Below are 24,420 nucleotides of genomic sequence, written 5' to 3' on the forward strand. Positions count from 1 at the left end.
TTTCTGGTGCGTACCGGGCTGAGAGGCGGTGTAAGTGAACTGTAGTTGCCATGTTTTACGGCAATGAGAGCAGAGATAGCGCTGATGTCCGGCAGTGCTTTTGCCGTTACGCACCACGCCTTCAGTAGCGGAGCAGGAAGGACATCTGATGGAAATGGAAGCCACGCAAGCACCTTAAAATCACCATCATACACTAAATCAGTAAGTTGGCAGCATTACCCTTTTTGTATAGATCTAACAACCGTAATAAAACAAATACTCATAACTCATTATAAATAATGATAAAATAACGTCTTTTATTGATAATTTATATATGAAAAAAATTCCTTTTGTTATATTGTTTCTGATTTCACTCCCTCTGATTATTTTTACCAACCCTGGGTCACTGCATTACCACCAACGCCCCGACACGTCAGTCCTGAGCAATTAGAAAAAACAGTTCGTTATCTTACACAAACTGTGCATCCACGTAATGCCGACAATATTGATAATCTGAATAGGTCCGTAGAGTATATAAAAGAGTTCTTTGTCAGTAGCGGTGCCAGAGTTACCGCGCAGGGCGTCCCCGATTGGCTATTACGACTCTGCGCCTGATAGCCAGGATTACCTTTACCCGCAATGTCCTGGCTTTATCCCGATCGGGGGGACTTTATTGCCTGGTCGGCAGAATACAGGATATCAACGCCGTTCGTCAGGTAAAAACGGCATTGTTATCATCCCGGGATTTATCTGTTTATTCTATGAATGCCCCATGGTTTATTCCCGGTATTGATTTCTCTGACCACCTGAATTATTGGCAACACGATATTCCCGCCGTAATGATTACTGACACCGCTTTTTATCGTAATAAACAATACCACTTGCCCGGTGATACAGCAGACAGATTGAATTATCAGAAAATGGCTCAGATGGTGTTATAACCTTGTTACACAACAGTAAATAATAAAAATTTCTCGAGGCGGGTCCAGAAACAGCGACATGTACATTTTATTTTCCCTCGTCTGTTTTAAGATGCGAAACATAAAATTCAATGGAGGAAAAATAAATGGGAATGATTGGTTATTTTGCAGAAATTGACTCAGAAAAGATTAACCAACTGCTTGAGTCTACTGAAAAACCTTTGATGGATAATATACATGACACGCTTTCAGGATTACGCCGACTGGATATTGATAAACGCTGGGATTTTTTACACTTTGGGCTGACAGGCACCCCTGCTTTTGATCCCGCGAAGAATGATCCGCTGAGTCGTGCCGTGCTTGGTGAACACAGCCTCGAAGATGGCATAGATGGCTTCCTGGGATTGACCTGGAATCAGGAATTAGCCGCGACAATCGACCGACTGGAATCACTGGATCGAAGTAAGCTGCGTAAACAGTTTTCCATTAAGCGACTCAATGAAATGGAGATTTATCCGGGAGTGACCTTTTCAGAAGAGTTAGAGGGGCAACTCTTTGCCTCGATCATGCTTGATATGGAAAAGCTGATTAGCGCGTATCGACGTATGCTGCGACAAGGGAATCATGCGCTGACGGTTATTGTTGGGTGATGGTGTCAGAGCGCCAAAAAAAACCGCCGAACATGTCGGCGGCTTTCTGACTTACAAACTAACAGATTACATCAGCGGCATTGCTAACCGCACAATACTAATCAGCGGTTGTGGCCATACACCCAGCACCAGTACCAACAGTGCAGAAATCAGCACCACGATACCGCCCGCGCTGTACTGCCAGTTTGACGGTGCATCGCGACCCGGTTGTTCCGGTGCGTGCAGGTACAGGCTCACCGCCACGCGCAGGTAGTAGTAGAGGCCGATTGCCGAACCGACAACCACGGCACCCACCAGCCACCACAAGTGTGCCTGGACACCGACCGCCAGCACGTAGAACTTACCGATAAAGCCCAGCGTCATCGGGATACCGGCCAGAGACAGCATCATCACCGTCATCACTGCCGCGAGGATCGGACGATGCCAGAACAGACCGCGGTAAGAGAACAGGGAATCAGCATCCGGGCCACGATACGGGCTGGACATCAGGCTGACCACGCCGAACGCGCCGAGGCTGCTGAACAGATAACCGGCCAGGTAAACCCCTACCGCTTCCATCGACATCTCGCCGGTTTGCAGCGCAATCAGCGCCACCAGCAGATAGCCGAGGTGAGAGATAGATGAGTAACCGAGCAGACGTTTGATGTTGGTCTGGCTCAACGCCATCAGGTTACCGAAGATGATGGAGGCAAAGGCGATAATCGCCAGTACTACGCGAATCGCTTCGCTGTCACCCACCGGTGCATAGAGGAACAGACGCATCACCACACCGAAGATAGCGATTTTGCTCGCCGTCGCCAGGAAAGTGGAAACCGGCGCAGGCGCGCCCTGGTATACGTCTGGCGTCCACAGGTGGAACGGCACCAGAGAGAGTTTGAAGCCGAGGCCAACAATCATCATGCCGAAACCTGCCAGCAACAGCGGCTCGTTGAGCATACCGTCGCCGAGGTTTTTACCCAGCGCGACAAACGACAGGTCGCCAGACTGCGCATACACCAGCGCCATACCGAACAGCAGGAAAGAAGACGCTGCGGCAGAAAGAATGGTGTATTTGATACTGGCTTCCAGCGAACGTTTCTGGCGGAAAGCGTAACCGACCAGGCCAAACAGCGGCAAAGAGATCAGTTCAATACCGAGGAACAGAGACGCCAGATGGTTTGCATTCGCCAGCAGGATCCCGCCCAGCGCGGCAATTAACACCAACAGGTAGAACTCATCCTTGTTGTCGTTATAGCCTTCAAGCCACGGGTAGGCGAAAGTACAGGTGGCGAGGCTCGCCAATAATACCAGCCCGGTGTAAAGCATGGCGAAACCATCAACGCGCATCAGCGGCGTAACGTCCATAGCGCCCGCCTGGCCAACAAACCAGAGCGAAACCAGCGCCGCGTTAAGCCCAATAACCGAGAGCGTAGCGTTGAGGAAATGATTGCGTCGCCACGCAATGGAGAGCATCACAACCACCACCGTTAAGCCGACGATCAGCAACGGTAGCAGTGCGATCAGGTTTTGTGGAGTTATTGTCATGGCGATTTACGGCCTTGTAGTAGTAACGGAATTAACAAACCACTGCTGGATATTGCCAATCGCGGAGTGCGAGGTATCCAGAATCGGCTGCGGATAGAAGCCCAGCAGTACCAGCAGCACCACCAGCAACAGGATCATAAACAGCTCACGCAGCGACATCCCTGGCAGTTCCTGGCTGGCAATCTGGCTTTTCGCTTTACCGAAGTAAGCGCGATGCAACATCGCCAGCGAATAAACAGATGCAAAGACCAGCCCAAAGGTAGAGATAACGGTAATCACCGGGACAACCTGGAAGCTGCCGAACAGAATCATAAATTCGCCGACGAAGTTACCGGTGCCAGGCATCCCAAGCGTTGCCACCGCAAAGAACAGCGACAATGCTGGCAGCCATTTCATCTTGCTCCACAGACCGCCCATCATGCGCATGTCTCGGGTATGGATACGTTCATAAAGCTGACCACAAAGAATAAACAGACCCGCCGCCGACAAACCGTGCGCAATCATCTGGATTACCGCGCCCTGGTAGGCCAACTGGCTGCCGGTGTAGATAGCAATCAGCACGAAGCCCATGTGGGAAACCGAGGTGTAGGCGATCAGACGTTTGATATCGGTCTGGGCGAAGGCCATCCACGCACCGTAGAAGATGCCGATAACACCCAGCCACATAGCAATTGGCGCGAACTCTGCCGACGCGTTCGGGAACAGCGGCAGGGAGAAACGCAGCAAACCGTAAGCGGCAGTTTTCAGCAAGATCCCCGCGAGGTCAACGGAACCGGCGGTCGGAGCCTGGGAGTGCGCATCCGGCAGCCAGCCATGCAGCGGAACCACCGGCATTTTGACTGCGAAGGCGATGAAGAAGCCCAGCATTAACAGGTATTCCACACCACTGGACATTGGCGTATTCAGCAGCTCTTCATAGTTGAAGGTCCAGACGCCGGTCGCATTGTAGTGAACAAAAACCAGCGCCAGGATGGCAATCAACATCACCAGGCCACTCGCCTGGGTGTAAATGAAGAACTTGGTTGCCGCCGTGATACGCGTTTTACCGTCAGAGGCTTTATGCCCCCACAGTGCGATCAGGAAGTACATCGGCACCAGCATCATTTCCCAGAAGAAGAAGAACAGGAACATGTCGATGGCAAGGAACACGCCGATAACGCCGCCCAGGATCCACATCAGGTTGAGGTGGAAGAAGCCCTGATATTTTTCGATCTCTTTCCACGAACAGAGTACCGCCAGCACACCGAGCAGACCGGTCAGCACGACCATCAGCAGCGACAGACCGTCAATGGCGAGATGAATAGAGATACCAAAACGCGGGATCCACGGCATGTCGAATTCAGACTGCCACTGCGGAATTCCGGCGGATTGCGTCAGTGAATAACCGCCCTGCAACCACAGTTGCAGCGACAGCGCCAGCGTCAATCCCATGGTGATCAGCGCGATCCAGCGTGGCACCTTGACGTCAAAGCGTTCGGTCTGCCAGCACAGGAAGCCGCCAATAAAGGGAATTAATATTAGCCAGGGTAGTAACATGGCGATCTTTATTCCTTGTAAAAGTCCCGTCAGGACCGGATTTTCAACGAATTCTCACGACAGAAAATTCTCTTCGGACTGGGGGTAGTGTCGGATGCGCCGCGAAGGCAGCTTATCCGACCTACGTTCTTATATGCCCAGGGGCAATCCCACAATCCTTAACTCAACGCAGTACCATCAACAGTGCCAGCACCACGACCGCACCGATGCTCATGGATGCCACATACCAGCGCAGATAACCGTTCTCGCTTAACAGCAGGCCTTTACCTGCAAAGCGGGAAAGAACCGCCGGAATGTTCATCATTGAGTTCAGCGGATCGCGTTTCAGCAACCAGGCAATACCCAGGAACGGCTTGACGAACACTTTGTCGTACAGCCAGTCAAAGCCCCAGGCGTTGTACCACCAGGTGCCCAGCAGACGGCCCGGCGCACTGTTGGCAATGGAGGTCACCAGAGTACGTTTACCCTGCCACAGCCAGGCTGCCAGCAGAATGCCGACCACCGCGACCACGCCAGAGGTAATTTCCAGGGTCAACATGCTGCCGTGCGCCAGTTCCGTCGTTTGCGGAAGCACGCTCTGCAGCGGCGGTACAATCAGTGCGCCAACGAAGGTGGAAAGGATCAGCAGCACAATCAGCGGCAGGCTGTGAGTTACCCCTTTCACGGCGTGAGCGTGAATTTGTTCTTTTCCGTGGAAGACGATGAAAATCATACGGAAGGTGTAGAGCGAGGTCATAAACGCACCGACCAGACCTGCCACCATCAGATTGATATGACCATTCGCCATCGCACCCGCGAGGATCTCATCCTTACTGAAGAAGCCCGCAGTGACCAGCGGTAGTGCCGACAGTGCTGCGCCGCCCACCAGGAAGCAGAAATAAACCAGCGGAATAGATTTACGCAGACCGCCCATCTTGAAGATGTTCTGTTCGTGATGGCAGGCCAGAATGACGGAACCGGATGCCAGGAACAGCAGCGCTTTAAAGAACGCGTGAGTCATCAAGTGGAAAATCGCCGCATCCCATGCCTGCACGCCAAGCGCGAGGAACATGTAGCCAATCTGGCTCATGGTAGAGTAAGCGAGAACACGTTTGATGTCGGTCTGTACCAGCGCGGCAAAACCGGCCAGCAGCAGCGTAACCGCCCCGACAATGCCCACCAGATGCAGAATTTCCGGCGTCATCAGGAACAGGCCGTGGGTACGGGCGATCAGGTAGACACCCGCGGTTACCATGGTTGCGGCGTGGATCAGTGCGGAGACAGGCGTCGGGCCCGCCATCGCGTCGGCAAGCCATGTCTGCAACGGCAACTGCGCAGATTTACCGACCGCACCGCCCAGCAGCATCAGCGTCGCCCACATCAGCATGTTATTGCCGTCAGCAAAGTGCGCTGGTGCCAGTTCCACCATTTCGCGGAAGTTCAGGGTGCCCAGTTCGTTGTAAAGAATGAACAGCGCGAAAGCGAGGAACACGTCACCCACACGGGTCACGACGAACGCTTTCATTGCCGCTGCGCCATTCTTCGGATCGGTGTAATAGAACCCGATCAGCAGATAGGAGCACAGGCCCACGCCTTCCCAGCCGAGGTACATCAGCAGCAGGTTATCGGCGAGAACCAGAACTACCATGCTGGCGATGAACAGGTTGGTGTAGGCGAAGAAGCGAGAGTAGCCCTCTTCACCGCGCATGTACCAGGAGGCGTACATGTGAATAAGGAAACCCACACCAGTGACCACCGAGAGCATGGTCAGCGACAGGCCGTCCAGCACCAGGTTAAAACCGATGTTAAAGTCGCCTACCGACATCCACGTCCACAGCGGCTGGCTGTATGCCTGCTCGCCGTTAGCGAAGAAATCAACGCCGATAAAGGCGGTTACCAGCGCCGCCAGGCCCACAGAGCCAACGCCGACGATCGCCGAAACGTTTTCAGACCAGCGCCCACGGGAGAACGCCAGCAGGACGAAGCCAATCAATGGCAAAATAATGGTTAAGGCAAGCATGTTCATCCGCGCATCTCACTTACTGAATCGATGTTCAGGTTCTGGCGACGACGGTGAAGTTGCAGCAGCAGCGCAAGGCCGATACTCGCTTCTGCCGCCGCGAGGCTGATGGCGAGAATGTACATCACCTGACCGTCGGTCTGACCCCAGTAGCTTCCGGCGACCACAAAGGCCAGCGCGGAGGCGTTAATCATGATTTCCAGACCAATCAGCATAAACAGCAGATTGCGACGGATAACCAGACCGGTTAAGCCAAGAACGAATAAGATTGCCGAGAGGATCAGTCCATGTTGTAAGGGGATCATGCGTGCTCCTCCGTTTTTCTTTTCGCGCTGTCGTCTTTACGATTGCTCAGCACTTCACCCGCACGCTCTTCACGACCGACGTGGAAGGCCACAACCAGACCCGCGAGCAGCAGCATAGAAGCCAGTTCCACCGCCAGTACGTAAGGCCCGAACAGCGTAATACCCACTGCTTTAGCACTGATTGGCGTACCGTCGATACCCTGATCATTAACACCAAGGATGGCGTAAACAATCACCACCAGCATGATGGCCGACAAAATTGCCGGACCAATCCACACCTGCGGTTTCAGCCACTGGCGTTCCTGTTCGATTTCTGAACCGCCCAGGTTGAGCATCATCACCACGAACACGAACAGCACCATAATGGCACCCGCGTAGACGATAATTTCCAGCGCACCGGCGAAGTAAGCGCCCAGTGAGAAGAACACCCCGGAAATCGCCAGCAGCGAAATAATCAGGTACAGCAGTGCGTGTACCGGATTGGTATGGGTGATCACTCGCAAGGTCGCAAGTATGGCTATCAGGCCACAGATATAAAAAGCGAACTCCATTGCCCCTCTCCTTACGGTAACAGGCTCTTGACGTCGATAGGCTTGGCTTCGTTCTCTGCTTCGCCCTTATCTTTGCCGTCGATTGCCATACCTGCCATCCGGTAGAAGTTATATTCCGGGTATTTGCCCGGACCGGAGATCAGCAGATCCTCTTTTTCGTAAACCAGATCCTGGCGCTTGTATTCCCCCATTTCGAAATCCGGGGTTAACTGAATCGCCGTGGTCGGACAGGCTTCTTCGCACAGACCACAGAAAATGCAGCGTGAGAAGTTGATGCGGAAAAATTCCGGGTACCAGCGACCGTCTTTGGTTTCTGCTTTTTGCAGCGAGATACAGCCGACCGGGCAGGCTACCGCGCAGAGGTTACAGGCTACGCAACGCTCTTCGCCGTCCGGGTCGCGGGTCAGAACGATACGACCACGATAACGGGGCGGCAGATAGACCGGCTCTTCCGGGTACATTCGCGTTTCGCGTTTGGCGAACGCGTGCAGGCCGATCATCCAGATACTACGAACCTGGGTGCCGAAACCTACTAACAATTCTTTTAAGGTCATGGTCTTATTGCCCCTTATTGCGCCTGCCAGAGAATGACAGCCGCCGTTACCAGCAAGTTGATCAGCGTCAGCGGCAGGCAGATTTTCCAGCCGAAGGACATTACCTGGTCATAACGCGGACGCGGTAACGACGCACGAATCAAAATGAACATCATCATAAAGAACGCGGTTTTCAGCGCGAACCAGATGAATGGCGGTAACAACGGGCCTTGCCAGCCACCGAAGAACAGCGTCACCATCAATGCAGAGATGGTCACAATCCCGATGTACTCACCCACGAAGAACAGACCGAACTTCATACCGGAATATTCAATGTGGTAACCATCCGCCAGTTCCTGCTCGGCTTCCGGCTGGTCAAACGGGTGACGGTGACATACCGCCACGCCCGCGATGGCAAAGGTAATAAAACCAAAGAATTGCGGGATAACGTTCCACACATGCGCCTGGCTGTTGACGATGTCGGTCATGTTGAATGAACCGGCCTGCGCCACCACGCCCATCAGGGAAAGCCCGAGGAACACTTCGTAGCTCAGGGTCTGCGCAGAAGCACGCATCGCACCCAGCAACGAGTATTTGTTGTTACTTGACCAGCCCGCAAACAGCACCGCGTAAACCGCCAGACCTGCCATCATCAGGAAGAACAAAATCCCGATGTTCAGGTCGGCAACCACCCAACCCGGACTGACTGGCACAATCGCAAAGGCCAGCAGCAGCGAGGTAAAGGCAATCATCGGTGCCAGGGTAAAGATGACGCGATCCGAGAATTTCGGGATCCAGTCTTCTTTAAAGAACATTTTGATCATGTCCGCAACCAGCTGGAGCGAACCGCCCCAGCCAACACGGTTAGGTCCATAACGGTTCTGGAACAGACCCAGCAGGCGACGTTCGCCAAAGCTCATGAATGCCCCACAGGTGACAACCACCAGCAGGATCACCACCGCTTTGAGGATGGTCAGCAGGATCTCAATCAGTTCCGGTGATATCCAACTCATTGTTGTGCCTCCTTGAGATCCTCAAGATGCGCGCCAGCCAGCACCGGAGCAATGCCGGACATACCCATCGGCAAGCCCACCTGCCCTGCCGTCAGTCCTTCGGCGATTTCAACCGGCAGCGTGACCGTGTTGCCATCGTAACTAAAGGAGACGCGTGTACCTGCGTTCACACCCAACTTCGCGGCATCCGCTGGGTTGAGTTTGATGTACGGCTGCGGCATACGGCTCTGGAAGACCGGAGCACGCTGTGACAATTCATCGCTGCCAAACAGGTGGTAATACGGCGCAATACGCCATTTCCCGTCCTGCGGCTGGAAGCGTGCCGGTACGCTGGTGAAGTAATCCAGACCATTCTCGCTGGTTTCAAACAGACGCACGCCCGGATCGCCAAAGCGCAGTTTGCCGCCCACTTCGTCCTGGAATTTGTTCCACGCCTGCGGGGAGTTCCAGCCCGGTGCCCAGGCAAACGGCACTTGCGAACGGTGCGCGGTCGGCTGGTTGTTACCTTCCATCGAGAAGGTGAACATGGTGTCAATATCCTGCGGCTGACGCGGCTCATGAACGCTGATATTGGCGCGCATGGCGGTACGACCGCTGTAACGGTGCGGTTCACGGGCCAGTTTCTGCCCACGAATACGGAATGTCGCATCCGGCGCAGCATCTTTGATACCTGCCAGTTCCGGGATTTTCGCCACAACAGCGTCAATCACATGGTCGAGCTGCGTCCAGTCCACTTCACGGCTCAGCAGGGTGCTGTGCAGCGAGTGCAGCCAGCGCCAGCTTTCCAGCATGACAGTTTTGCTGTCGTAATAAGCCGGATCGTAAACCTGGAAGAAACGTTGGGCGCGACCTTCATTATTAATTACCGTACCGTCGCTTTCAGCAAAGCTGGCGGCGGAAAGTACCAGATGGGCGTTTTCCATGATCGCTGTACGCTGATGGTCAACCACCATCACCAGCGGTGCTTTAGCCAGCGCAGCATTCACGCGGGTAGCAGAAGCGTGACGATGCAGATCGTTTTCCAACACCACCACCGCGTCGGCGCGTCCGGTTTCCAGTTCGGTTAACGCTTCTTCAAGCGAACCGCCACCCATAATGCCCAGCCCCATGCTGTTGACGGAACGGGCAATCATGGTGATACCGACGTCAGCGCCGCGACCTTTCAGGGCTTTCGCGACGTTAGCCGCCGCCTGAATCACCTCTAAGCTACCGGCGTTCGTCCCGGAGATAATCAACGGTTTCTTCGCACCTGCCAGTGCCTGCACGATGACGTCGATTTTGCTTTGCAGCTCAGGTTCGATACCGTCAACCGCTGGTGCAGAGTTATCCAGCGCATGGGCGATGGCAAAACCTAAACGCGCCTGATCTTCAACCGGTGCGCGGTAAGTCCACGCCGCGATATCATCCAGACGGGTGTCATCAACGTTGGTAACAAACAGCGGATGCTTCGCACGTTGACCGATGTTAAGGATTGCCGCAATCTGCCAGTCAGCCACTTTCTGTGCTGCCGCCATTTCGCGCGCTTTACCTTTCACCGCCTGACGCACTGCCAGCGCGACGCGCGCGCCGGTCTGGGTAACGTCTTCGCCCAGCACCAGTACCGCATCGTAAGATTCGATTTCGCGCAGAGCCGGAGTATAAATGCCGCCTTCACGCAGCACTTTCAGCGCCAGTTGCAGACGTTCCTGCTCACCGTGAGCGATACCGGTGTAGAAGTTTTCTTCGCCCACCAGTTCACGCAGTGCAAAGTTGCTTTCCACGCTGGCACGCGGAGAACCAATACCGATCACTTTCTTCGACTGACGCAGAATATCTGCCGCGCCCTGCATTGCCTGTTCGGCGTTGAGGGTAATGAAATCATCGCCACGACGCTGTACTGGCTGACGCGGACGATCCTTCAGGTTGACGTAACCGTAACCGAAACGACCACGGTCGCAGAGGAAGTAGTGGTTTACCGTACCGTTGTAACGGTTTTCGATACGACGCAGTTCGCCGTAACGTTCACCGGGGCTGATGTTACAGCCGATGGAACATTGCTGGCAGATGCTCGGCGCAAACTGCATATCCCATTTACGGTTGTAACGCTCGGAGTGCGTTTTGTCGGTAAATACGCCGGTCGGGCAAATTTCGACCAGGTTACCGGAAAATTCGCTTTCCAGCGTGCCGTCTTCCGGGCGACCGAAGTAGACGTTGTCGTGCGCGCCATAAACGCCCAGATCTGTACCGTCAGCGTAATCTTTGTAGTAACGCACACAGCGATAGCAGGCGATGCAGCGGTTCATTTCGTGAGAGATGAATGGCCCCAAATCCTGATTACGGTGGGTACGTTTGGTGAAACGGTAGCGACGGAAGCTGTGTCCGGTCATCACGGTCATATCCTGAAGATGGCAGTTACCGCCTTCTTCACATACCGGACAGTCGTGCGGGTGGTTGGTCATTAACCACTCGACCACACTTTCACGGAACTGTTTCGCTTCTTCGTCGTCAATGGAAATAAAGGTGCCATCGGAAGCCGGTGTCATACAGGACATCACCAGGCGACCACGCGTGTCTTCCGCGTTTTGGTATTGCTTCACCGCACACTGGCGGCAAGCACCGACGCTTCCCAGCGCCGGATGCCAGCAAAAGTAAGGAATATCAAGGCCCAGAGACAGACAAGCTTCCAGCAGGTTGTCCGCTCCGTTGACCTCGTATTCTTTGCCGTCTACATGAATTGTAGCCATTAGCATGCTTCCAGTTTTCTCGGTCAGGGACCGAGCGTTAATCGAAATTCGGTTACCAGCGCTCTTTCAGCAGGTTCGGCTGAATCCCATTAATCAAATGGGTATTGCTGAACGGCTGTTTGATTCCCGCCTCAAATTCTTCGCGGAAATATTTGATGGCGCTCTGTAACGGCTCCACTGCACCAGGTGCGTGGGCACAGAAAGTTTTACCCGGGCCTAAGAATCGACACAGTTGCTCAAGTGTTTCGATATCGCCCGGCTGGCCTTCGCCACGCTCCAGCGCACGCAGAATTTTCACGCTCCACGGCAGACCGTCGCGGCACGGCGTACACCAGCCGCAGGACTCACGGGCGAAAAACTCTTCCAGGTTACGCACCAGCGACACCATGTTGATCTCATGGTCAACCGCCATCGCCAGCGCCGTACCCAGACGGCTGCCCGCTTTACCGATACTTTCGAATTCCATCGGCAGATCAAGGTGCGCTTCGGTCAGGAAGTCAGTCCCCGCGCCGCCTGGCTGCCAGGCTTTAAATTTCAGACCATCACGCATACCACCGGCGTAATCTTCGAGGATCTCGCGTGCGGTGGTGCCGAACGGCAGTTCCCACAGTCCCGGATTTTTCACCCGACCGGAGAAGCCCATCAGCTTGGTGCCAGCATCTTTACTTTTCGAGATGTTCTGATACCACTCCACGCCGTTAGCGAGGATCGCCGGAACGTTACACAGGGTTTCGACGTTGTTGACACAGGTCGGTTTGCCCCATACGCCGGAGGTTGCCGGGAAGGGGGGTTTCGAGCGTGGGTTAGCACGACGCCCTTCCAGGGAGTTGATTAACGCTGTTTCTTCCCCGCAGATGTAGCGCCCTGCCCCGGTATGGACGAACAGTTCGAAGTCGAAACCTGTTCCCATAATGTTTTTGCCAAGCAAGCCCGCTTCAGTGGCTTCGGCAATGGCGCGGCGCAGATTTACTGCCGCTTCGATATATTCGCCACGCAGGAAGATGTAGCCACGGTAAGCTTTCAGCGCAAACGCGGAGATGAGCATACCTTCCACCAGCAGGTGCGGCAGTTGCTCCATCAACAGGCGGTCTTTATAGGTGCCCGGCTCCATTTCATCGGCGTTACACAGCAGGTAACGGATGTTCATGGATTCGTCTTTCGGCATCAGGCTCCACTTCAGGCCAGTCGAAAAGCCCGCTCCGCCGCGCCCTTTCAGACCAGCGTCTTTTACCTGATTAACGATTTCGTCCGGAGACAGCCCGGTCAGCGCCTTACGCGCCCCTTCGTAACCGTTTTTGCTGCGGTATTCGTCCAGCCACACTGGCTGTTTGTCATCGCGCAGACGCCAGGTCAGCGGATGCGTTTCGGGAGTACGGATAATGTTTTTCATTTATACCGCTCCAGCAGTTCAGGGATCGCTTCCGGGGTCAGATGCGCGTGAGTGTCCTCATCGATCATCATGTTTGGCCCTTTATCACAGTTCCCCAGGCAGCAAGTTGGCAGCAGCGTAAAGCGGCCATCAAATGTCGTTTGCCCTGGTTTGATGTTCAGCTTTTTCTCGAGCGCCGCCTGAATACCCTGATACCCGTTGATATGACAGACCACGCTGTCGCAATAACGGATCACATGGCGACCAACCGGCTGGCGGAAGATCTGACTGTAGAACGTTGCCACACCTTCGACGTCGCTTGCCGGAATACCCAGCACATCGGCGATCGCGTGGATCGCACCATCCGGCACCCAGCCACGCTGCTTCTGAACGATTTTCAGCGCTTCAATGGACGCCGCACGCGGGTCTTCGTAGTGGTGCATCTCGTGCTCAATCGCTTCACGCTCTGCCGCACTCAGCTCAAAAGCCTCGGTTTGTGGTTGTTGATTCTCGTGCATAATTAGCGGTCCACATCTGACATAACAAAATCGATACTGCCCAGATAAACAATCAGGTCAGACACCAGGCTGCCGCGGATCGCCGCCGGAATTTGCTGCAAATGCGCATAACTCGGCGTGCGGATACGAGTGCGATAACTCATGGTGCTACCGTCGCTGGTCAGGTAGTAACTGTTGATCCCCTTGGTCGCCTCAATCATCTGGAAAGATTCATTGGCAGGCATCACCGGCCCCCACGACACTTGCAGGAAGTGGGTGATCAGGGTTTCGATATGTTGCAGCGTGCGCTCTTTCGGCGGCGGCGTGGTCAGCGGGTGATCCGCTTTGAACGGGCCTTCCGGCATGTTGTTGAGGCACTGCTCAAGAATGCGCAGACTCTGGCGTAGCTCTTCCACTTTCAGCATTACGCGGGTGTAGCAGTCAGAAACACCACCACCAACCGGGATTTCAAAGTCGAAGTTTTCATAGCCAGAATAAGGACGCGCCTTACGCACGTCGAAGTCGATCCCGGTAGCACGCAGGCCCGCGCCAGTGGTGCCCCACTCCAGCGCCTCTTTCGCGCCATAGGCGGCAACGCCCTGGGAACGACCTTTCAGAATGGTATTTTGCAGCGCCGCTTTCTCGTAAGACGCCAGACGTTTCGGCATCCAGTCGAGGAACTCACGCAGCAGGCGATCCCAGCCGCGCGGCAGGTCGTGCGCTACGCCGCCAATACGGAACCACGCCGGGTGCATACGGAAACCCGTGATCGCTTCCACCAGATCGTAAATTTTCTGACGATCGGTAAAGGCGAAGAACACGGGCGTCATTGCGCCGACGTCCTGAATAAAGGTCGAGATGTACAGCAGGTGGCTGTTGATACGGAACAGTTCGGAGAGCATAACGCGAATGACGTTAACGCGATCCGGCACGGTGATCCCGGCCAGTTTCTCTACCGCCAGCACGTAAGGCATTTCGTTAACGCAGCCGCCGAGGTATTCAATACGGTCGGTATACGGAATGTAGCTGTGCCAGGACTGGCGCTCGCCCATTTTCTCCGCACCACGGTGGTGGTAGCCGATGTCTGGTACGCAGTCGACAATCTCTTCGCCGTCGAGTTGTAAAACGATACGGAAAGCCCCGTGCGCCGACGGGTGGTTCGGACCGAGGTTGAGGAACATGAAGTCCTCGTTTTCGGTGCCGCGCTTCATCCCCCACTCTTCCGGTTTGAAGGTCAGGGCTTCCATCTCCAGATCCTGTTTGGCTTTGGTCAGCTCAAACGGCGAGAATTCGGTAGCGCGCGCCGGGTAATCTTTACGCAGCGGGTGACCTTTCCAGGTTTGCGGCATCATGATGCGGCGCAGGTTCGGGTGACCGTCGAAAGTAATGCCAAACAGATCCCAGGTTTCACGCTCATACCAGTTAGCGTTCGGGAACAGTTTGGTGAAGGTCGGTACGTGCAGGTCGTTTTCTGCCAGCGCCACCTTCAGCATGATGTCGCGGTTACGATCGATAGAAATCAGATGGTAGAAAACGGAAAAATCCGCGGCAGGTAACCCTTCGCGGTGTGTGCGCAGACGTTCGTCCATGCCGTGTAAGTCAAACAGCATGACGTAAGGTTTCGGCAGTTTCTTTAAGAAATCGCCAACTTCCAGTAATTGTTCACGCTTGATCCACACAACGGGAACCCCGGTGCGAGTCGCCTGAACAGTAAAGGCATCCGGCCCAAAACGGTTGCGCAGTTCGCCAATTACCGGATCATCAAGATGATCGCGGGTCTGCCAGGCGGGTTCTTGCGCGGTTAAGTCGGTCATATTGTTCACCATTGCAAATGGTCCGTGGTGACTGTCGGCGCAGTAAGCTTCGCGAAATAGATTTAGGAATAAGCGAAGAAAAATCCCTTTGCCGACAGGCGCAAATTAAATCTCGTCAGGTGTACGCAGGTTGGTTACGGCAATGCGTTCACCGCGCTTGCGTTCGCGCTCTGATTGCATATTGGCGCGATAAACGCCCTGATCGCCAACCACCCAAGAGAGCGGACGACGTTCTTTGCCGATAGATTCCTGCAACAGCATCAGTGCCTGCATGTACGCTTCAGGACGCGGCGGGCAGCCCGGGATATACACATCAACCGGGATGAATTTATCGACGCCCTGCACAACGGAATAAATATCGTACATACCACCAGAGTTGGCACAGGCACCCATTGAGATAACCCATTTTGGTTCCAGCATCTGGTCATACAGACGCTGAATAACCGGTGCCATTTTGGTAAAGCAGGTTCCTGCAACCACCATCAGGTCAGCCTGACGCGGCGAAGCACGCAATACTTCTGCGCCAAAACGCGCCACGTCATGCACCGCGGTAAACGAAGTCACCATCTCAACGTAACAGCAGGAAAGACCGAAGTTATACGGCCAAATTGAGTTTTTACGACCCCAGTTAACCATGTCATTGAGCTTGCCCATAAACACGTTTTTGTTAACTTCTTGCTCCAGAGGGTCGGTTACGATCTCCTGCTTTTGCAGGGGGTAACGGTCGTTCTCACCGTTGGGATCTATGCGGGTGAGCGTATAATCCATCTTAATGCCTCGCGGTTAGCGTTGACGATTAGCGATACTGTTCGTTTCCGGGTTCATACGCTCGCGGCGTGAACGCGCGGGCGTCCAGTCCAGCGCGCCAATACGCACCAGATAAACCAGACCTGCCAGTAACACAAAAATAAAAATTGCAGCTTCCACAAAGCCTACCCAGCCGCTTTCGCGGATAGAGGTTGACCATGCGAACAGATACAGCGCTTCAACGTCGAAGATAACGAAGAACATGGCCACCAGATAAAACTTGGCGGACAGGCGTAAGCGGGCGGAGCCGACCGAGTCGATACCGGATTCAAACGGCACGTTTTTCGACCTCGCGCGTGCGCGACCGCCTAAAAACCAACCGCCTACCAGCATTAGGCAACACAGGCCAATGGCAACGATAAGAAAGATAGCGAATGCCCAGTGATGAGCGATGACTTCAGTGGTTGTTGACATACTCATTGCTTACTCATCAAAAGTAGCGCCAGATTCACTGCTCTTCACGGCAGATGGACGCCACATCGATTCATGGGGAGGAATAAAAAAAACCTTACAATCACTGTAGAAATTCTTTTATACAGCTAATTGATGTGGTCTTTTACTCCTTTCTATAACCTTTTGTCAACTTTAACAAAAGTTTCTTCACATTAGTTTACATAATATCAACACCATTAGCATTTAATGCCCTTTCACCCCAGATCCTTGACGACTCCAGGATAATTAGATGTTGTTGAATCGTGTCCGTTGTGAAGCAATGGAAAAAATACGGGTCTATTTTGACAGGAATTTGTGTCGATTCCTCCCCCCAAAAGAGAGTATTTTCTTGATCTGTGACACGCTTTTGTCATTCCATAACAAAAACGCAGCAACAAATTTACGTATTTTTTAACATCATTGTAGCAGGTGATTTTTTCAGGCGATTATTTGTGCGTTCGGGACGTGAATCTCTGGTGATTGAAAAATGAACAGTTTTGTACGTTCTGCACTATGCGAGGAAGGATTTTTACTAAAAAAAAGCCGCTGGGGTTTAAAACACCCCCAGCGGCTCGTTTTTTACACTATTGTCTCAGGAATTATCTATCGTCCGTCGATTACTCGATATCCCTTTCAATCAACAATGAATCATCCCCTTCCGGAGCAGACATTGGGCTGTATTGCCACGGATTATGGTAGCTCTCCATCGCCTGATAGATCACCTGGGCCAGCTCATTATTACTGGACGGGTCATAGCACAGCAAATATTCGGTATCAGGTAGCGGCGGTAAGCCATCTACTCCACTCAGCACACGCAGGTCCGGGCTCATCATCTCAACCGGCCTTGCCGTCACGCCAAGACCGGCTTTCACTGCCGCACGAACGGCCGGAAGCGTCGAGGCGACATAAGCCAGTCGCCATGGAATATCTGCTTTATTAAGCGTTGCCAGCACCATATCGCGAAACGGACTTGGATCATCCAGCAATACAAGAGGGATCGGCTCGCCTTTTTGCAATACGTATTCCGCTGCGCAGTACCAGTGTGTTGGCGAGGTACGCAGGTTCAATGCCTTAAACGCTGAAGGACGATGGGTGGTTACCATCAAATCCACTTCCTGGGATTCCAGCATTTCTGCCATATAGGCATTACGTTTAACGCGGACATCCAGCGCTAATTTCGGATAAACCGAACTCACGCGATTTAACAGGAAAGGTAAGATCGTATCGGCAGATTCATCTGAAGCACCGATAGTTAACACGCCCTGAAGATTACTGAACATTAATGATGAGCAGGCCTCATCATTAAAACGCAGGATTTTCCTGGCGTAACCAAGAAGTTGAATGCCATGTTCAGTTAACAGTTTGTTGCGACCGTGACGAGCGAACAGTTCTTTCCCAACGAGTTGTTCCAGACGCTGCATTTGCTGACTTACGGCGGACTGAGTACGACACACAGCGGCAGCTGCGGCAGCAAAAGTGTTCAGATCGGCAACAGCAACAAATGTTCTCAGCAGATCGAGGTCGAGGTTAATTATCGGACGATTTGCACTTATCATATATTATCACTTACTGGCGGCTCATACTGAGCTGGTTAATGCTGTGCACACACAAACAAGCAATTCCATTTGTAATGTGCCTCCCTGGCAGTTTCATCCGGAACCCGGACGAAAGTAAAAATGCATATGAGTTGCACTAAAAAAGCGACTCACATTGTTCCGTTATAATGCCTGAAGTAGATCACAGAATATATCTTCAGGGATCGCATATCTATTAAGTTACTCACTCTTTTCTATTTATGACATGCGCGTGTTTGTATAAATGTAAATGTGAGTCCTTGTTCCACTCTCGTGCAGCATCGCTGGTCATACGCGAACACGTACAAACAGCAATGGTGAGGCGGCATCAAGAGCAGGGATCCGTCATTTATGCGAGCATTTTACCCCAAAAACCTTTTATTTATAAGGGCCATTGCGAATCATCTGATGCAAAGTTATGTTATGTTAGGCAAAGTAATCTTCTATTATTAATAAGCACATCAAAACCTTTTTGAATATTAAATAATAATTAATTAGCATCATCCTCATTCATTAATTCCGCTTAACAATAGTTTCACACCTTGCCCCCATTACGACACCTCGGAAATCATCACGCTGTTAAACTCTCCGTAATGCGGAAATATCATCATCGCGTTTCATTAGTGAATTCTTAAATGAGGCATTTTCACACAATTATCTTACAGATAAAAAAACCAGACTTACAATTAAGAATCAGAATAATTCACTATATAACATTGCATGTAAAGCATATACACCTCATTATTTTGTCATTATTAAGTTATTAACAGCACAATCGAGCCTTCCCCTCTGGCAAAATCTTATTCTGCAGACCTTCAAAACACCGTCCTGGGGGAGTACATTGTTCTAAGCTGACTTCCACGGCAGGGAGTGGCGATAACAGCAAAAAAGGTCAAGATTCATGTCCCCCATTGAAAAATCCAGCAAATTAGAGAATGTCTGTTATGACATCCGTGGTCCGGTGCTGAAAGAAGCAAAACGCCTGGAAGAAGAAGGTAACAAGGTACTGAAACTGAACATCGGCAACCCAGCCCCGTTCGGTTTTGACGCGCCAGATGAAATCCTCGTTGACGTGATACGCAACCTGCCTACCGCTCAAGGGTATTGCGATTCCAAAGGTCTTTACTCCGCGCGTAAAGCCATCATGCAGCACTACCAGGCTCGTGGCATGCGTGATGTTACCGTGGAAGATATTTACATCGGCAATGGTGTATCGGAGCTTATCGTTCAGGCAATGCAGGCATTGCTGAACAGCGGGGACGAAATGTTGGTTCCTGCACCAGATTACCCACTATGGACCGCGGCGGTTTCGCTTTCCAGCGGTAAAGCGGTGCATTATCTTTGCGATGAATCCTCTGACTGGTTCCCGGACCTCGATGATATTCGAGCTAAAATTACGCCTCGTACGCGTGGGATCGTTATTATCAACCCAAATAACCCAACCGGCGCGGTATATTCCAAAGAGCTTTTAATGGAGATTGTGGAGATTGCACGTCAGCATAATCTCATTATCTTCGCCGATGAAATTTATGACAAAATTCTTTACGACGACGCTGAGCATCACTCAATTGCGCCGCTGGCACCTGACCTGCTGACCATTACCTTTAACGGACTGTCGAAAACGTACCGCGTTGCAGGCTTCCGTCAGGGGTGGATGGTGTTGAACGGGCCGAAAAAACACGCCAAAGGCTACATCGAAGGTCTGGAAATGCTGGCTTCAATGCGCCTGTGTGCTAACGTTCCTGCGCAACACGCCATTCAGACCGCGCTGGGTGGTTATCAGAGCATCAGTGAATTTATTACCCCTGGCGGTCGTCTTTATGAGCAGCGTAACCGCGCGTGGGAACTGATCAACGATATTCCGGGCGTTTCCTGCGTGAAACCTCGTGGTGCGCTGTATATGTTCCCGAAAATCGACGCCAAACGCTTTAACATTCACGACGATCAGAAAATGGTGCTGGATTTCCTGTTGCAGGAAAAAGTTCTGTTGGTGCAAGGGACGGCATTCAACTGGCCGTGGCCGGATCACTTCCGCATTGTCACGCTACCGCGTGTCGATGATATCGAGCTGTCTTTGAGCAAGTTCGCGCGTTTCCTTTCTGGTTATCATCAGCTGTAATCTTAATTTCACTGCCGGAGATTGCATCCGGCAGCGTTATCCCGCCACAATGACCTGATGATGTCATCATACGTAAGGTCACTATGAAACAGAGCCATTTTTTTGCCCATCTCTCCCGCCTGAAACTCATTAACCGCTGGCCGCTAATGCGCAACGTGCTGACGGAAAATGTGTCCGAACACAGTTTGCAGGTAGCGATGGTCGCCCATGCGCTGGCAGCTATCAAAAATCGAAAATTTGGCGGTAATGTCAACGCCGAACGTATCGCTTTACTGGCGATGTACCACGATGCCTCAGAAGTGCTCACCGGCGATCTCCCTACTCCGGTGAAATACTTCAATTCGCAAATCGCTCAGGAGTACAAGGCTATTGAAAAAATCGCTCAGCAAAAACTGGTCGATATGGTTCCGGAAGAGCTGCGGGATATCTTTGCGCCGTTAATTGACGAGCATGCATATAGCGATGAAGAAAAATCGCTGGTGAAACAGGCAGATGCACTGTGTGCATATCTGAAATGTCTGGAAGAACTCGCGGCCGGAAATAATGAATTCTTGCTGGCAAAAACGCGACTGGAAGCGACGCTTGAAGCGCGTCGCAGCCAGGAGATGGACTACTTCATGGAAGTATTTGTTCCCAGCTTCCATCTTTCGCTCGATGAGATTAGCCAGGATTCACCGCTGTAAGCAGCCGGAGTCTGCGTCGCATCAGGCAATAAGCGCCGGATGCGACATCAGGCTCTTGTCAAAACGGAAACAGCATCGGGATCATCACCACACAAACCGCCATCACGATAATGGTGAACGGTACCCCCAACTTCACAAAGTCACTGAAGCTGTAATTTCCCGGACCTAAAACCAGTGTGTTAACAGGTGAAGAAACCGGTGTCATAAAGGCGGCGGATGCTGCCATCGCCACGACCATCGCGAATGGATAAGGCGACACCCCCATCGTTTTGGCAGCAGCCAGCGCAATCGGAGCCATCAACACCGCCGTCGCGGTATTAGAGATAAATAGCCCAATAACCGCCGACAAGACAAACAAACACCCCAGCATCATATGTGGCCCGTAACCACCGCCAATGTCCATCAGCCCTTTCACCGCCAGCGCGACACCTCCCGTTTTCTGTAATGCCACAGCAAACGGCATCATCCCAACGATCAAAATAATGCTCGGCCAGTGAATGGATTTATAGGCGCTTTCAGCATCTATACAGCGGAATTTCCCCATCAGCAGGCAGGCGATGATAGCGGCAACAGGATTAGGAATTTCATCTGTCAGCATTAACGCCACCATTAGCACCAGACAGAAAATGGCATGGGGTGCCTGGCTGTGCGCGGGCGATGCTTCACTCACCTCTTCCGGTAAGTTCAGCGCTACGAAGTCGCGGCCCTGTTTGGCCAGCATACCGATCAGTTTCCAGTTACCCACAACCAGGATGATATCGCCCAGCAGCAGAGGCTCATCCGCCAGCGAACCTTCCAGCGCCACGCCATTGCGCTTTAGCCCCACCACATTCAGTCCGTAGCGGGTACGAAAACCAATTTCGCGCACCGATTTACCAATCAGTTCTGACTCAGGAATTAATGAAATCTCTGCCATGCCCACATCAAGGGCCTGGTCAGAAAAATACTCGCCGCGCAGTACCATCGGCTCCAGCAATTGCTCACTACAAAATTGCCGGAGATCGACATCAGCCGCAGACATATCAATAAGCAAAACGTCACGCGCGCGAAATTCAGAAACCCCATTAACGTTCACGATAACGCGACGAAAACGCCGCCAGCGTTCAACACCGATGACGTTAGCGCCATAACGCTCACGTAATTTGAGATCATCCAGCCGTTGACCAATCATTGGCGATCCGGGGCGAATAGCCAGACGTCGCGCACGCCCGGTCAGTCGATATTCACGGATAAGATCGCGAAAGGTTCGACGCGTCCAGCCTTCGCGCTGCGGGGTCTGGGTATCCCCTTTCAGCATGAAACGCATCACTAACATATACAAAATACCCAGCACCAGCACGACCAGGCCAACAGGTGTTACGCTAAAGAAACTGAAGCCGTGATAGCCTTCACGCAGCAATTCACTGTTGACTACCAGGTTCGGCGGCGTCGCCACCAGCGTCATCATGCCGCTAATCAGCCCGGCAAAACTTAACGGCATCATCAGACGTGACGGCGAAGTTTGCATACGCATGGCAACGCTTAACACCACGGGAATAAAGATAGCGACAACGCCGGTTGAACTCATAAACGCGCCAAGCCCCGCGACGGTCAGCATCAACAAAACCAACATTTTGATTTCACTGTTGCCCGCCACTTTGACCAGCCATGTTCCCATTACGGTGGCAACACCGGTACGGACCAAACCATCGCCAATAATAAACAAGGCGGCAATCAGGACAACGTTAGGATCAGAAAAGCCGGAAAATACTTCGGGGACCGTCAGCGTTCCGCTTAATGCAAACGCGACAATAACAAACAAAGCGACCGCATCCATACGCACTCTGCCCGTCGCAAACAAGACGATGGCAACGGCCAGTAATGAAAGAACCCAAATCAATTCACCGTTCACAACTTATCCTTGTTAATTGAGGGGGATGACTTGATTCTGCCATAAAAAAGCCCCGACGAGACGGGGCTAAATCATGATCAGGTGTTTCACTGAATAATAACATCGCCATTTAGCTGTTTGGTCACAGTAATTTGCTCCAGACTGTGGAGGACCAAATCGACCTCATTCAGGCGCGGGGTATCTGCCGGAGCGTTAACCGCAATGACATGGCAACCCGCCGCCAGGCCAGAAAGCACGCCAGCGGGAGCATCTTCCGCCACCACACACTCCTGCGGCGCAAGCCCCAGCAGCTGCGCACCTAACAGATACGCATCAGGTTCTGGTTTTCCGCGCTTCACTCGCTCAGCGGTTACAAACACCTCTGGTGCGGGAAGCCCAGCTATTTTATGGCGCGCTCGCGCTACCGGCATGGAGCCAGAAGTCACAATGGCCCACGGAATACCTGCTTTATTCAAATGATTGAGTAAGGCGATTGCCCCCGGAAGCGCAGTAATACCTTCGGTTTCCGTGGCCTCGATGTGCTCCAGACGCGTAAACTCGGCGGCAATATCAGCCTCGGATTTGCCCGCCATAAAATGGCGCAAAGAGGTGATCGCCTGTTTACCGTGAATGAAAGCCAGCACCTCTTCCGGCGCTAACCCATGACGTCTGGCCCAGTTGCTCCACGCCCGTTCTACCGCAGGCAGGGAATCCACCAGCGTTCCATCAAGATCAAACAGAAAACCTTTGCACCGCACGCGGGCCTCCTCAGGCGTTGATAATTTGATTAATTTCGTTGGCGCTCAAATGGTACTGACGCGGGCAGGCATGCCACACATTAAGCATGCGCTGATATTTTTCCCACATTGGCGTCTGGGCGTTAAAACCATGAGTCCCAGCGTCAAAATGGGTATAGCGCCCTTCCACATTAACCATAAAGCGGACATAACCGAGGTAACGTGCTTCAGTGGCGGCGTCAAAGCCGAGGAAGGTGACACGACGTTCATCGATGGATTGCTGGTCCTGCAAATTAGACCAGGAAACATGCAACGCATGATACATCTCCATAATGTCGATGATAGTGCGGCAGGTTTCTTCTTTCAGCTCGCCAAACTCGCGATCCAATTCACGCATCTGTAATCCGTAACCACGCTCAATAATTGTTTGCAGGCGACGGTAACGTTCAGCATTTGCCGGATCGAGCATAGTCATCATCTTGTACTGATTAGACAAAATAAGACGTTGCGCGTTGGTCATTTCCATTGTTGACTCCTGTATCACTCTACTACGGTGAAAAAAAAAAGAAGGCTGAGTAGGTAATGACTCCAACTTATTGATAGTGTTTTATGTTCAGATAATGCCCGATGACTTTGTCATGCAGCTCCACCGATTTTGAGAACGACAGCGACTTCCGTCCCAGCCGTGCCAGGTGCTGCCTCAGATTCAGGTTATGCCGCTCAATTCGCTGCGTATATCGCTTGCTGATTACGTGCAGCTTTCCCTTCAGGCGGGATTCATACAG

At 52.5% G+C, this 24,420-nt stretch carries 22 protein-coding genes and 1 pseudogene; 4 read left to right on the plus strand and 19 right to left on the minus strand.

Annotated features, from left to right (window positions below):
• The coding region (locus BGK49_RS28015; RefSeq protein WP_047664789.1) for an IS1 family transposase at positions 1 to 165 on the minus strand (165 nt) is incomplete at its 3' end.
• Between the two features lie 148 nt (positions 166 to 313).
• Between BGK49_RS28015 and BGK49_RS30680 the strand changes: the two are divergent.
• Together BGK49_RS30680 and BGK49_RS18275 are read left to right on the plus strand one after the other, a co-directional pair.
• Positions 314 to 943 (plus strand): annotated as a pseudogene (locus tag BGK49_RS30680) (zinc-binding metallopeptidase family protein).
• 102 nt (positions 944 to 1,045) lie between these two features.
• Complete coding sequence (locus BGK49_RS18275) at positions 1,046 to 1,549, plus strand: YfbM family protein (protein WP_000525352.1); 504 nt, start codon at positions 1,046 to 1,048, stop codon at positions 1,547 to 1,549.
• A gap of 66 nt (positions 1,550 to 1,615) precedes the next feature.
• On the opposite strand, the gene nuoN is transcribed toward BGK49_RS18275, so the two are convergent.
• From nuoN to lrhA, 14 genes are all read right to left on the minus strand, one after another.
• Positions 1,616 to 3,073, minus strand: coding sequence for an NADH-quinone oxidoreductase subunit NuoN (nuoN, locus tag BGK49_RS18280; protein ID WP_000156718.1), 1,458 nt, complete (start codon positions 3,071 to 3,073; stop codon positions 1,616 to 1,618).
• A 6-nt stretch (positions 3,074 to 3,079) separates the two neighbouring features.
• Complete coding sequence (gene nuoM, locus BGK49_RS18285; RefSeq protein WP_000926419.1) at positions 3,080 to 4,609, minus strand: NADH-quinone oxidoreductase subunit M; 1,530 nt, start codon at positions 4,607 to 4,609, stop codon at positions 3,080 to 3,082.
• A 163-nt stretch (positions 4,610 to 4,772) separates the two neighbouring features.
• Positions 4,773 to 6,614: an NADH-quinone oxidoreductase subunit L gene (nuoL, locus tag BGK49_RS18290; RefSeq protein ID WP_001056599.1), complete on the minus strand. Its 1,842-nt coding sequence runs from the start codon at positions 6,612 to 6,614 to the stop codon at positions 4,773 to 4,775.
• A complete protein-coding gene (gene nuoK, locus BGK49_RS18295) occupies positions 6,611 to 6,913 on the minus strand; it encodes an NADH-quinone oxidoreductase subunit NuoK (protein WP_000612645.1) in 303 nt (100 codons plus the stop codon). The genes nuoL and nuoK overlap by 4 nt, the downstream gene beginning before the upstream one ends.
• On the minus strand, positions 6,910 to 7,464 hold the full coding sequence (gene nuoJ, locus BGK49_RS18300; protein WP_000393511.1) for an NADH-quinone oxidoreductase subunit J: 555 nt from the start codon (positions 7,462 to 7,464) through the stop codon (positions 6,910 to 6,912). Before nuoJ ends, nuoK begins: the two co-directional genes overlap by 4 nt.
• Positions 7,465 to 7,475: 11 nt before the next feature.
• Positions 7,476 to 8,018 (minus strand): NADH-quinone oxidoreductase subunit NuoI, encoded by a 543-nt coding sequence (nuoI, locus tag BGK49_RS18305; RefSeq protein WP_000172749.1) that lies wholly within the window; start codon positions 8,016 to 8,018, stop codon positions 7,476 to 7,478.
• 14 nt (positions 8,019 to 8,032) lie between these two features.
• On the minus strand, positions 8,033 to 9,010 hold the full coding sequence (nuoH, locus tag BGK49_RS18310; RefSeq protein ID WP_000118507.1) for an NADH-quinone oxidoreductase subunit NuoH: 978 nt from the start codon (positions 9,008 to 9,010) through the stop codon (positions 8,033 to 8,035).
• A complete protein-coding gene (gene nuoG / locus BGK49_RS18315) occupies positions 9,007 to 11,733 on the minus strand; it encodes an NADH-quinone oxidoreductase subunit NuoG (protein ID WP_001298783.1) in 2,727 nt (908 codons plus the stop codon). The genes nuoH and nuoG overlap by 4 nt, the downstream gene beginning before the upstream one ends.
• A gap of 52 nt (positions 11,734 to 11,785) precedes the next feature.
• Entirely contained in the window at positions 11,786 to 13,123 is a 1,338-nt protein-coding gene (nuoF, locus tag BGK49_RS18320) for an NADH-quinone oxidoreductase subunit NuoF (RefSeq protein WP_000789502.1), read from the minus strand.
• Positions 13,120 to 13,620, minus strand: coding sequence for an NADH-quinone oxidoreductase subunit NuoE (gene nuoE / locus BGK49_RS18325; RefSeq protein ID WP_000545042.1), 501 nt, complete (start codon positions 13,618 to 13,620; stop codon positions 13,120 to 13,122). The genes nuoF and nuoE overlap by 4 nt, the downstream gene beginning before the upstream one ends.
• A gap of 2 nt (positions 13,621 to 13,622) precedes the next feature.
• The gene (nuoC, locus tag BGK49_RS18330) at positions 13,623 to 15,425 is read right to left on the minus strand and encodes an NADH-quinone oxidoreductase subunit C/D (protein ID WP_000247878.1); all 1,803 of its coding nucleotides are present in this window, start codon (positions 15,423 to 15,425) and stop codon (positions 13,623 to 13,625) included.
• Between the two features lie 93 nt (positions 15,426 to 15,518).
• The gene (nuoB, locus tag BGK49_RS18335; RefSeq protein WP_000386733.1) at positions 15,519 to 16,181 is read right to left on the minus strand and encodes an NADH-quinone oxidoreductase subunit NuoB; all 663 of its coding nucleotides are present in this window, start codon (positions 16,179 to 16,181) and stop codon (positions 15,519 to 15,521) included.
• Between the two features lie 15 nt (positions 16,182 to 16,196).
• Entirely contained in the window at positions 16,197 to 16,640 is a 444-nt protein-coding gene (gene nuoA / locus BGK49_RS18340; RefSeq protein WP_000063001.1) for an NADH-quinone oxidoreductase subunit NuoA, read from the minus strand.
• Between the two features lie 629 nt (positions 16,641 to 17,269).
• Positions 17,270 to 18,208 (minus strand): transcriptional regulator LrhA, encoded by a 939-nt coding sequence (lrhA, locus tag BGK49_RS18345; RefSeq protein ID WP_000622286.1) that lies wholly within the window; start codon positions 18,206 to 18,208, stop codon positions 17,270 to 17,272.
• A 919-nt stretch (positions 18,209 to 19,127) separates the two neighbouring features.
• Between lrhA and alaA the strand changes: the two genes are divergently transcribed.
• Both alaA and yfbR read left to right on the plus strand, forming a co-directional pair.
• Positions 19,128 to 20,345 carry an alanine transaminase AlaA gene (alaA, locus tag BGK49_RS18350; RefSeq protein WP_000074527.1) on the plus strand — a complete coding sequence of 406 codons (1,218 nt, stop codon included), beginning with the start codon at positions 19,128 to 19,130 and terminating at the stop codon, positions 20,343 to 20,345.
• Positions 20,346 to 20,428: 83 nt separating this feature from the next.
• Positions 20,429 to 21,028, plus strand: coding sequence for a 5'-deoxynucleotidase (gene yfbR / locus BGK49_RS18355; protein ID WP_000813847.1), 600 nt, complete (start codon positions 20,429 to 20,431; stop codon positions 21,026 to 21,028).
• A 58-nt stretch (positions 21,029 to 21,086) separates the two neighbouring features.
• On the opposite strand, the gene BGK49_RS18360 is transcribed toward yfbR, so the two are convergent.
• From BGK49_RS18360 to BGK49_RS28030, 4 genes are all read right to left on the minus strand, one after another.
• Entirely contained in the window at positions 21,087 to 22,919 is a 1,833-nt protein-coding gene (locus tag BGK49_RS18360; RefSeq protein ID WP_001012910.1) for an SLC13 family permease, read from the minus strand.
• Positions 22,920 to 23,005: 86 nt separating this feature from the next.
• The gene (gene hxpA, locus BGK49_RS18365; protein WP_001203388.1) at positions 23,006 to 23,656 is read right to left on the minus strand and encodes a hexitol phosphatase HxpA; all 651 of its coding nucleotides are present in this window, start codon (positions 23,654 to 23,656) and stop codon (positions 23,006 to 23,008) included.
• 10 nt (positions 23,657 to 23,666) lie between these two features.
• Positions 23,667 to 24,161, minus strand: a complete 495-nt coding sequence (locus BGK49_RS18370) for a YfbU family protein (protein WP_000426124.1) — start codon at positions 24,159 to 24,161, stop codon at positions 23,667 to 23,669.
• Between the two features lie 67 nt (positions 24,162 to 24,228).
• The coding region (locus tag BGK49_RS28030; protein WP_000718190.1) for an IS1 family transposase at positions 24,229 to 24,420 on the minus strand (192 nt) is incomplete at its 5' end.

Source organism: Shigella sp. FC1544, from assembly GCF_001722145.1.
Classification (GTDB): domain Bacteria; phylum Pseudomonadota; class Gammaproteobacteria; order Enterobacterales; family Enterobacteriaceae; genus Escherichia; species Escherichia coli.

Excerpts from the sequence above, each read along its gene's own strand:
- BGK49_RS18275 (WP_000525352.1), top strand. The coding sequence starts at position 1,046 with ATGGGAATGATTGGTTATTTTGCAGAAATTGACTCAGAAAAGATTAAC.
- nuoN (WP_000156718.1), bottom strand. The coding sequence starts at position 3,073 with ATGACAATAACTCCACAAAACCTGATCGCACTGCTACCGTTGCTGATC.
- nuoM (WP_000926419.1), bottom strand. The coding sequence starts at position 4,609 with ATGTTACTACCCTGGCTAATATTAATTCCCTTTATTGGCGGCTTCCTG.
- nuoL (WP_001056599.1), bottom strand. The coding sequence starts at position 6,614 with ATGAACATGCTTGCCTTAACCATTATTTTGCCATTGATTGGCTTCGTC.
- nuoK (WP_000612645.1), bottom strand. The coding sequence starts at position 6,913 with ATGATCCCCTTACAACATGGACTGATCCTCTCGGCAATCTTATTCGTT.
- nuoJ (WP_000393511.1), bottom strand. The coding sequence starts at position 7,464 with ATGGAGTTCGCTTTTTATATCTGTGGCCTGATAGCCATACTTGCGACC.
- nuoI (WP_000172749.1), bottom strand. The coding sequence starts at position 8,018 with ATGACCTTAAAAGAATTGTTAGTAGGTTTCGGCACCCAGGTTCGTAGT.
- nuoH (WP_000118507.1), bottom strand. The coding sequence starts at position 9,010 with ATGAGTTGGATATCACCGGAACTGATTGAGATCCTGCTGACCATCCTC.
- nuoG (WP_001298783.1), bottom strand. The coding sequence starts at position 11,733 with ATGGCTACAATTCATGTAGACGGCAAAGAATACGAGGTCAACGGAGCG.
- nuoF (WP_000789502.1), bottom strand. The coding sequence starts at position 13,123 with ATGAAAAACATTATCCGTACTCCCGAAACGCATCCGCTGACCTGGCGT.
- nuoE (WP_000545042.1), bottom strand. The coding sequence starts at position 13,620 with ATGCACGAGAATCAACAACCACAAACCGAGGCTTTTGAGCTGAGTGCG.
- nuoC (WP_000247878.1), bottom strand. The coding sequence starts at position 15,425 with ATGGTGAACAATATGACCGACTTAACCGCGCAAGAACCCGCCTGGCAG.
- nuoB (WP_000386733.1), bottom strand. The coding sequence starts at position 16,181 with ATGGATTATACGCTCACCCGCATAGATCCCAACGGTGAGAACGACCGT.
- nuoA (WP_000063001.1), bottom strand. The coding sequence starts at position 16,640 with ATGAGTATGTCAACAACCACTGAAGTCATCGCTCATCACTGGGCATTC.
- lrhA (WP_000622286.1), bottom strand. The coding sequence starts at position 18,208 with ATGATAAGTGCAAATCGTCCGATAATTAACCTCGACCTCGATCTGCTG.
- alaA (WP_000074527.1), top strand. The coding sequence starts at position 19,128 with ATGTCCCCCATTGAAAAATCCAGCAAATTAGAGAATGTCTGTTATGAC.
- yfbR (WP_000813847.1), top strand. The coding sequence starts at position 20,429 with ATGAAACAGAGCCATTTTTTTGCCCATCTCTCCCGCCTGAAACTCATT.
- BGK49_RS18370 (WP_000426124.1), bottom strand. The coding sequence starts at position 24,161 with ATGGAAATGACCAACGCGCAACGTCTTATTTTGTCTAATCAGTACAAG.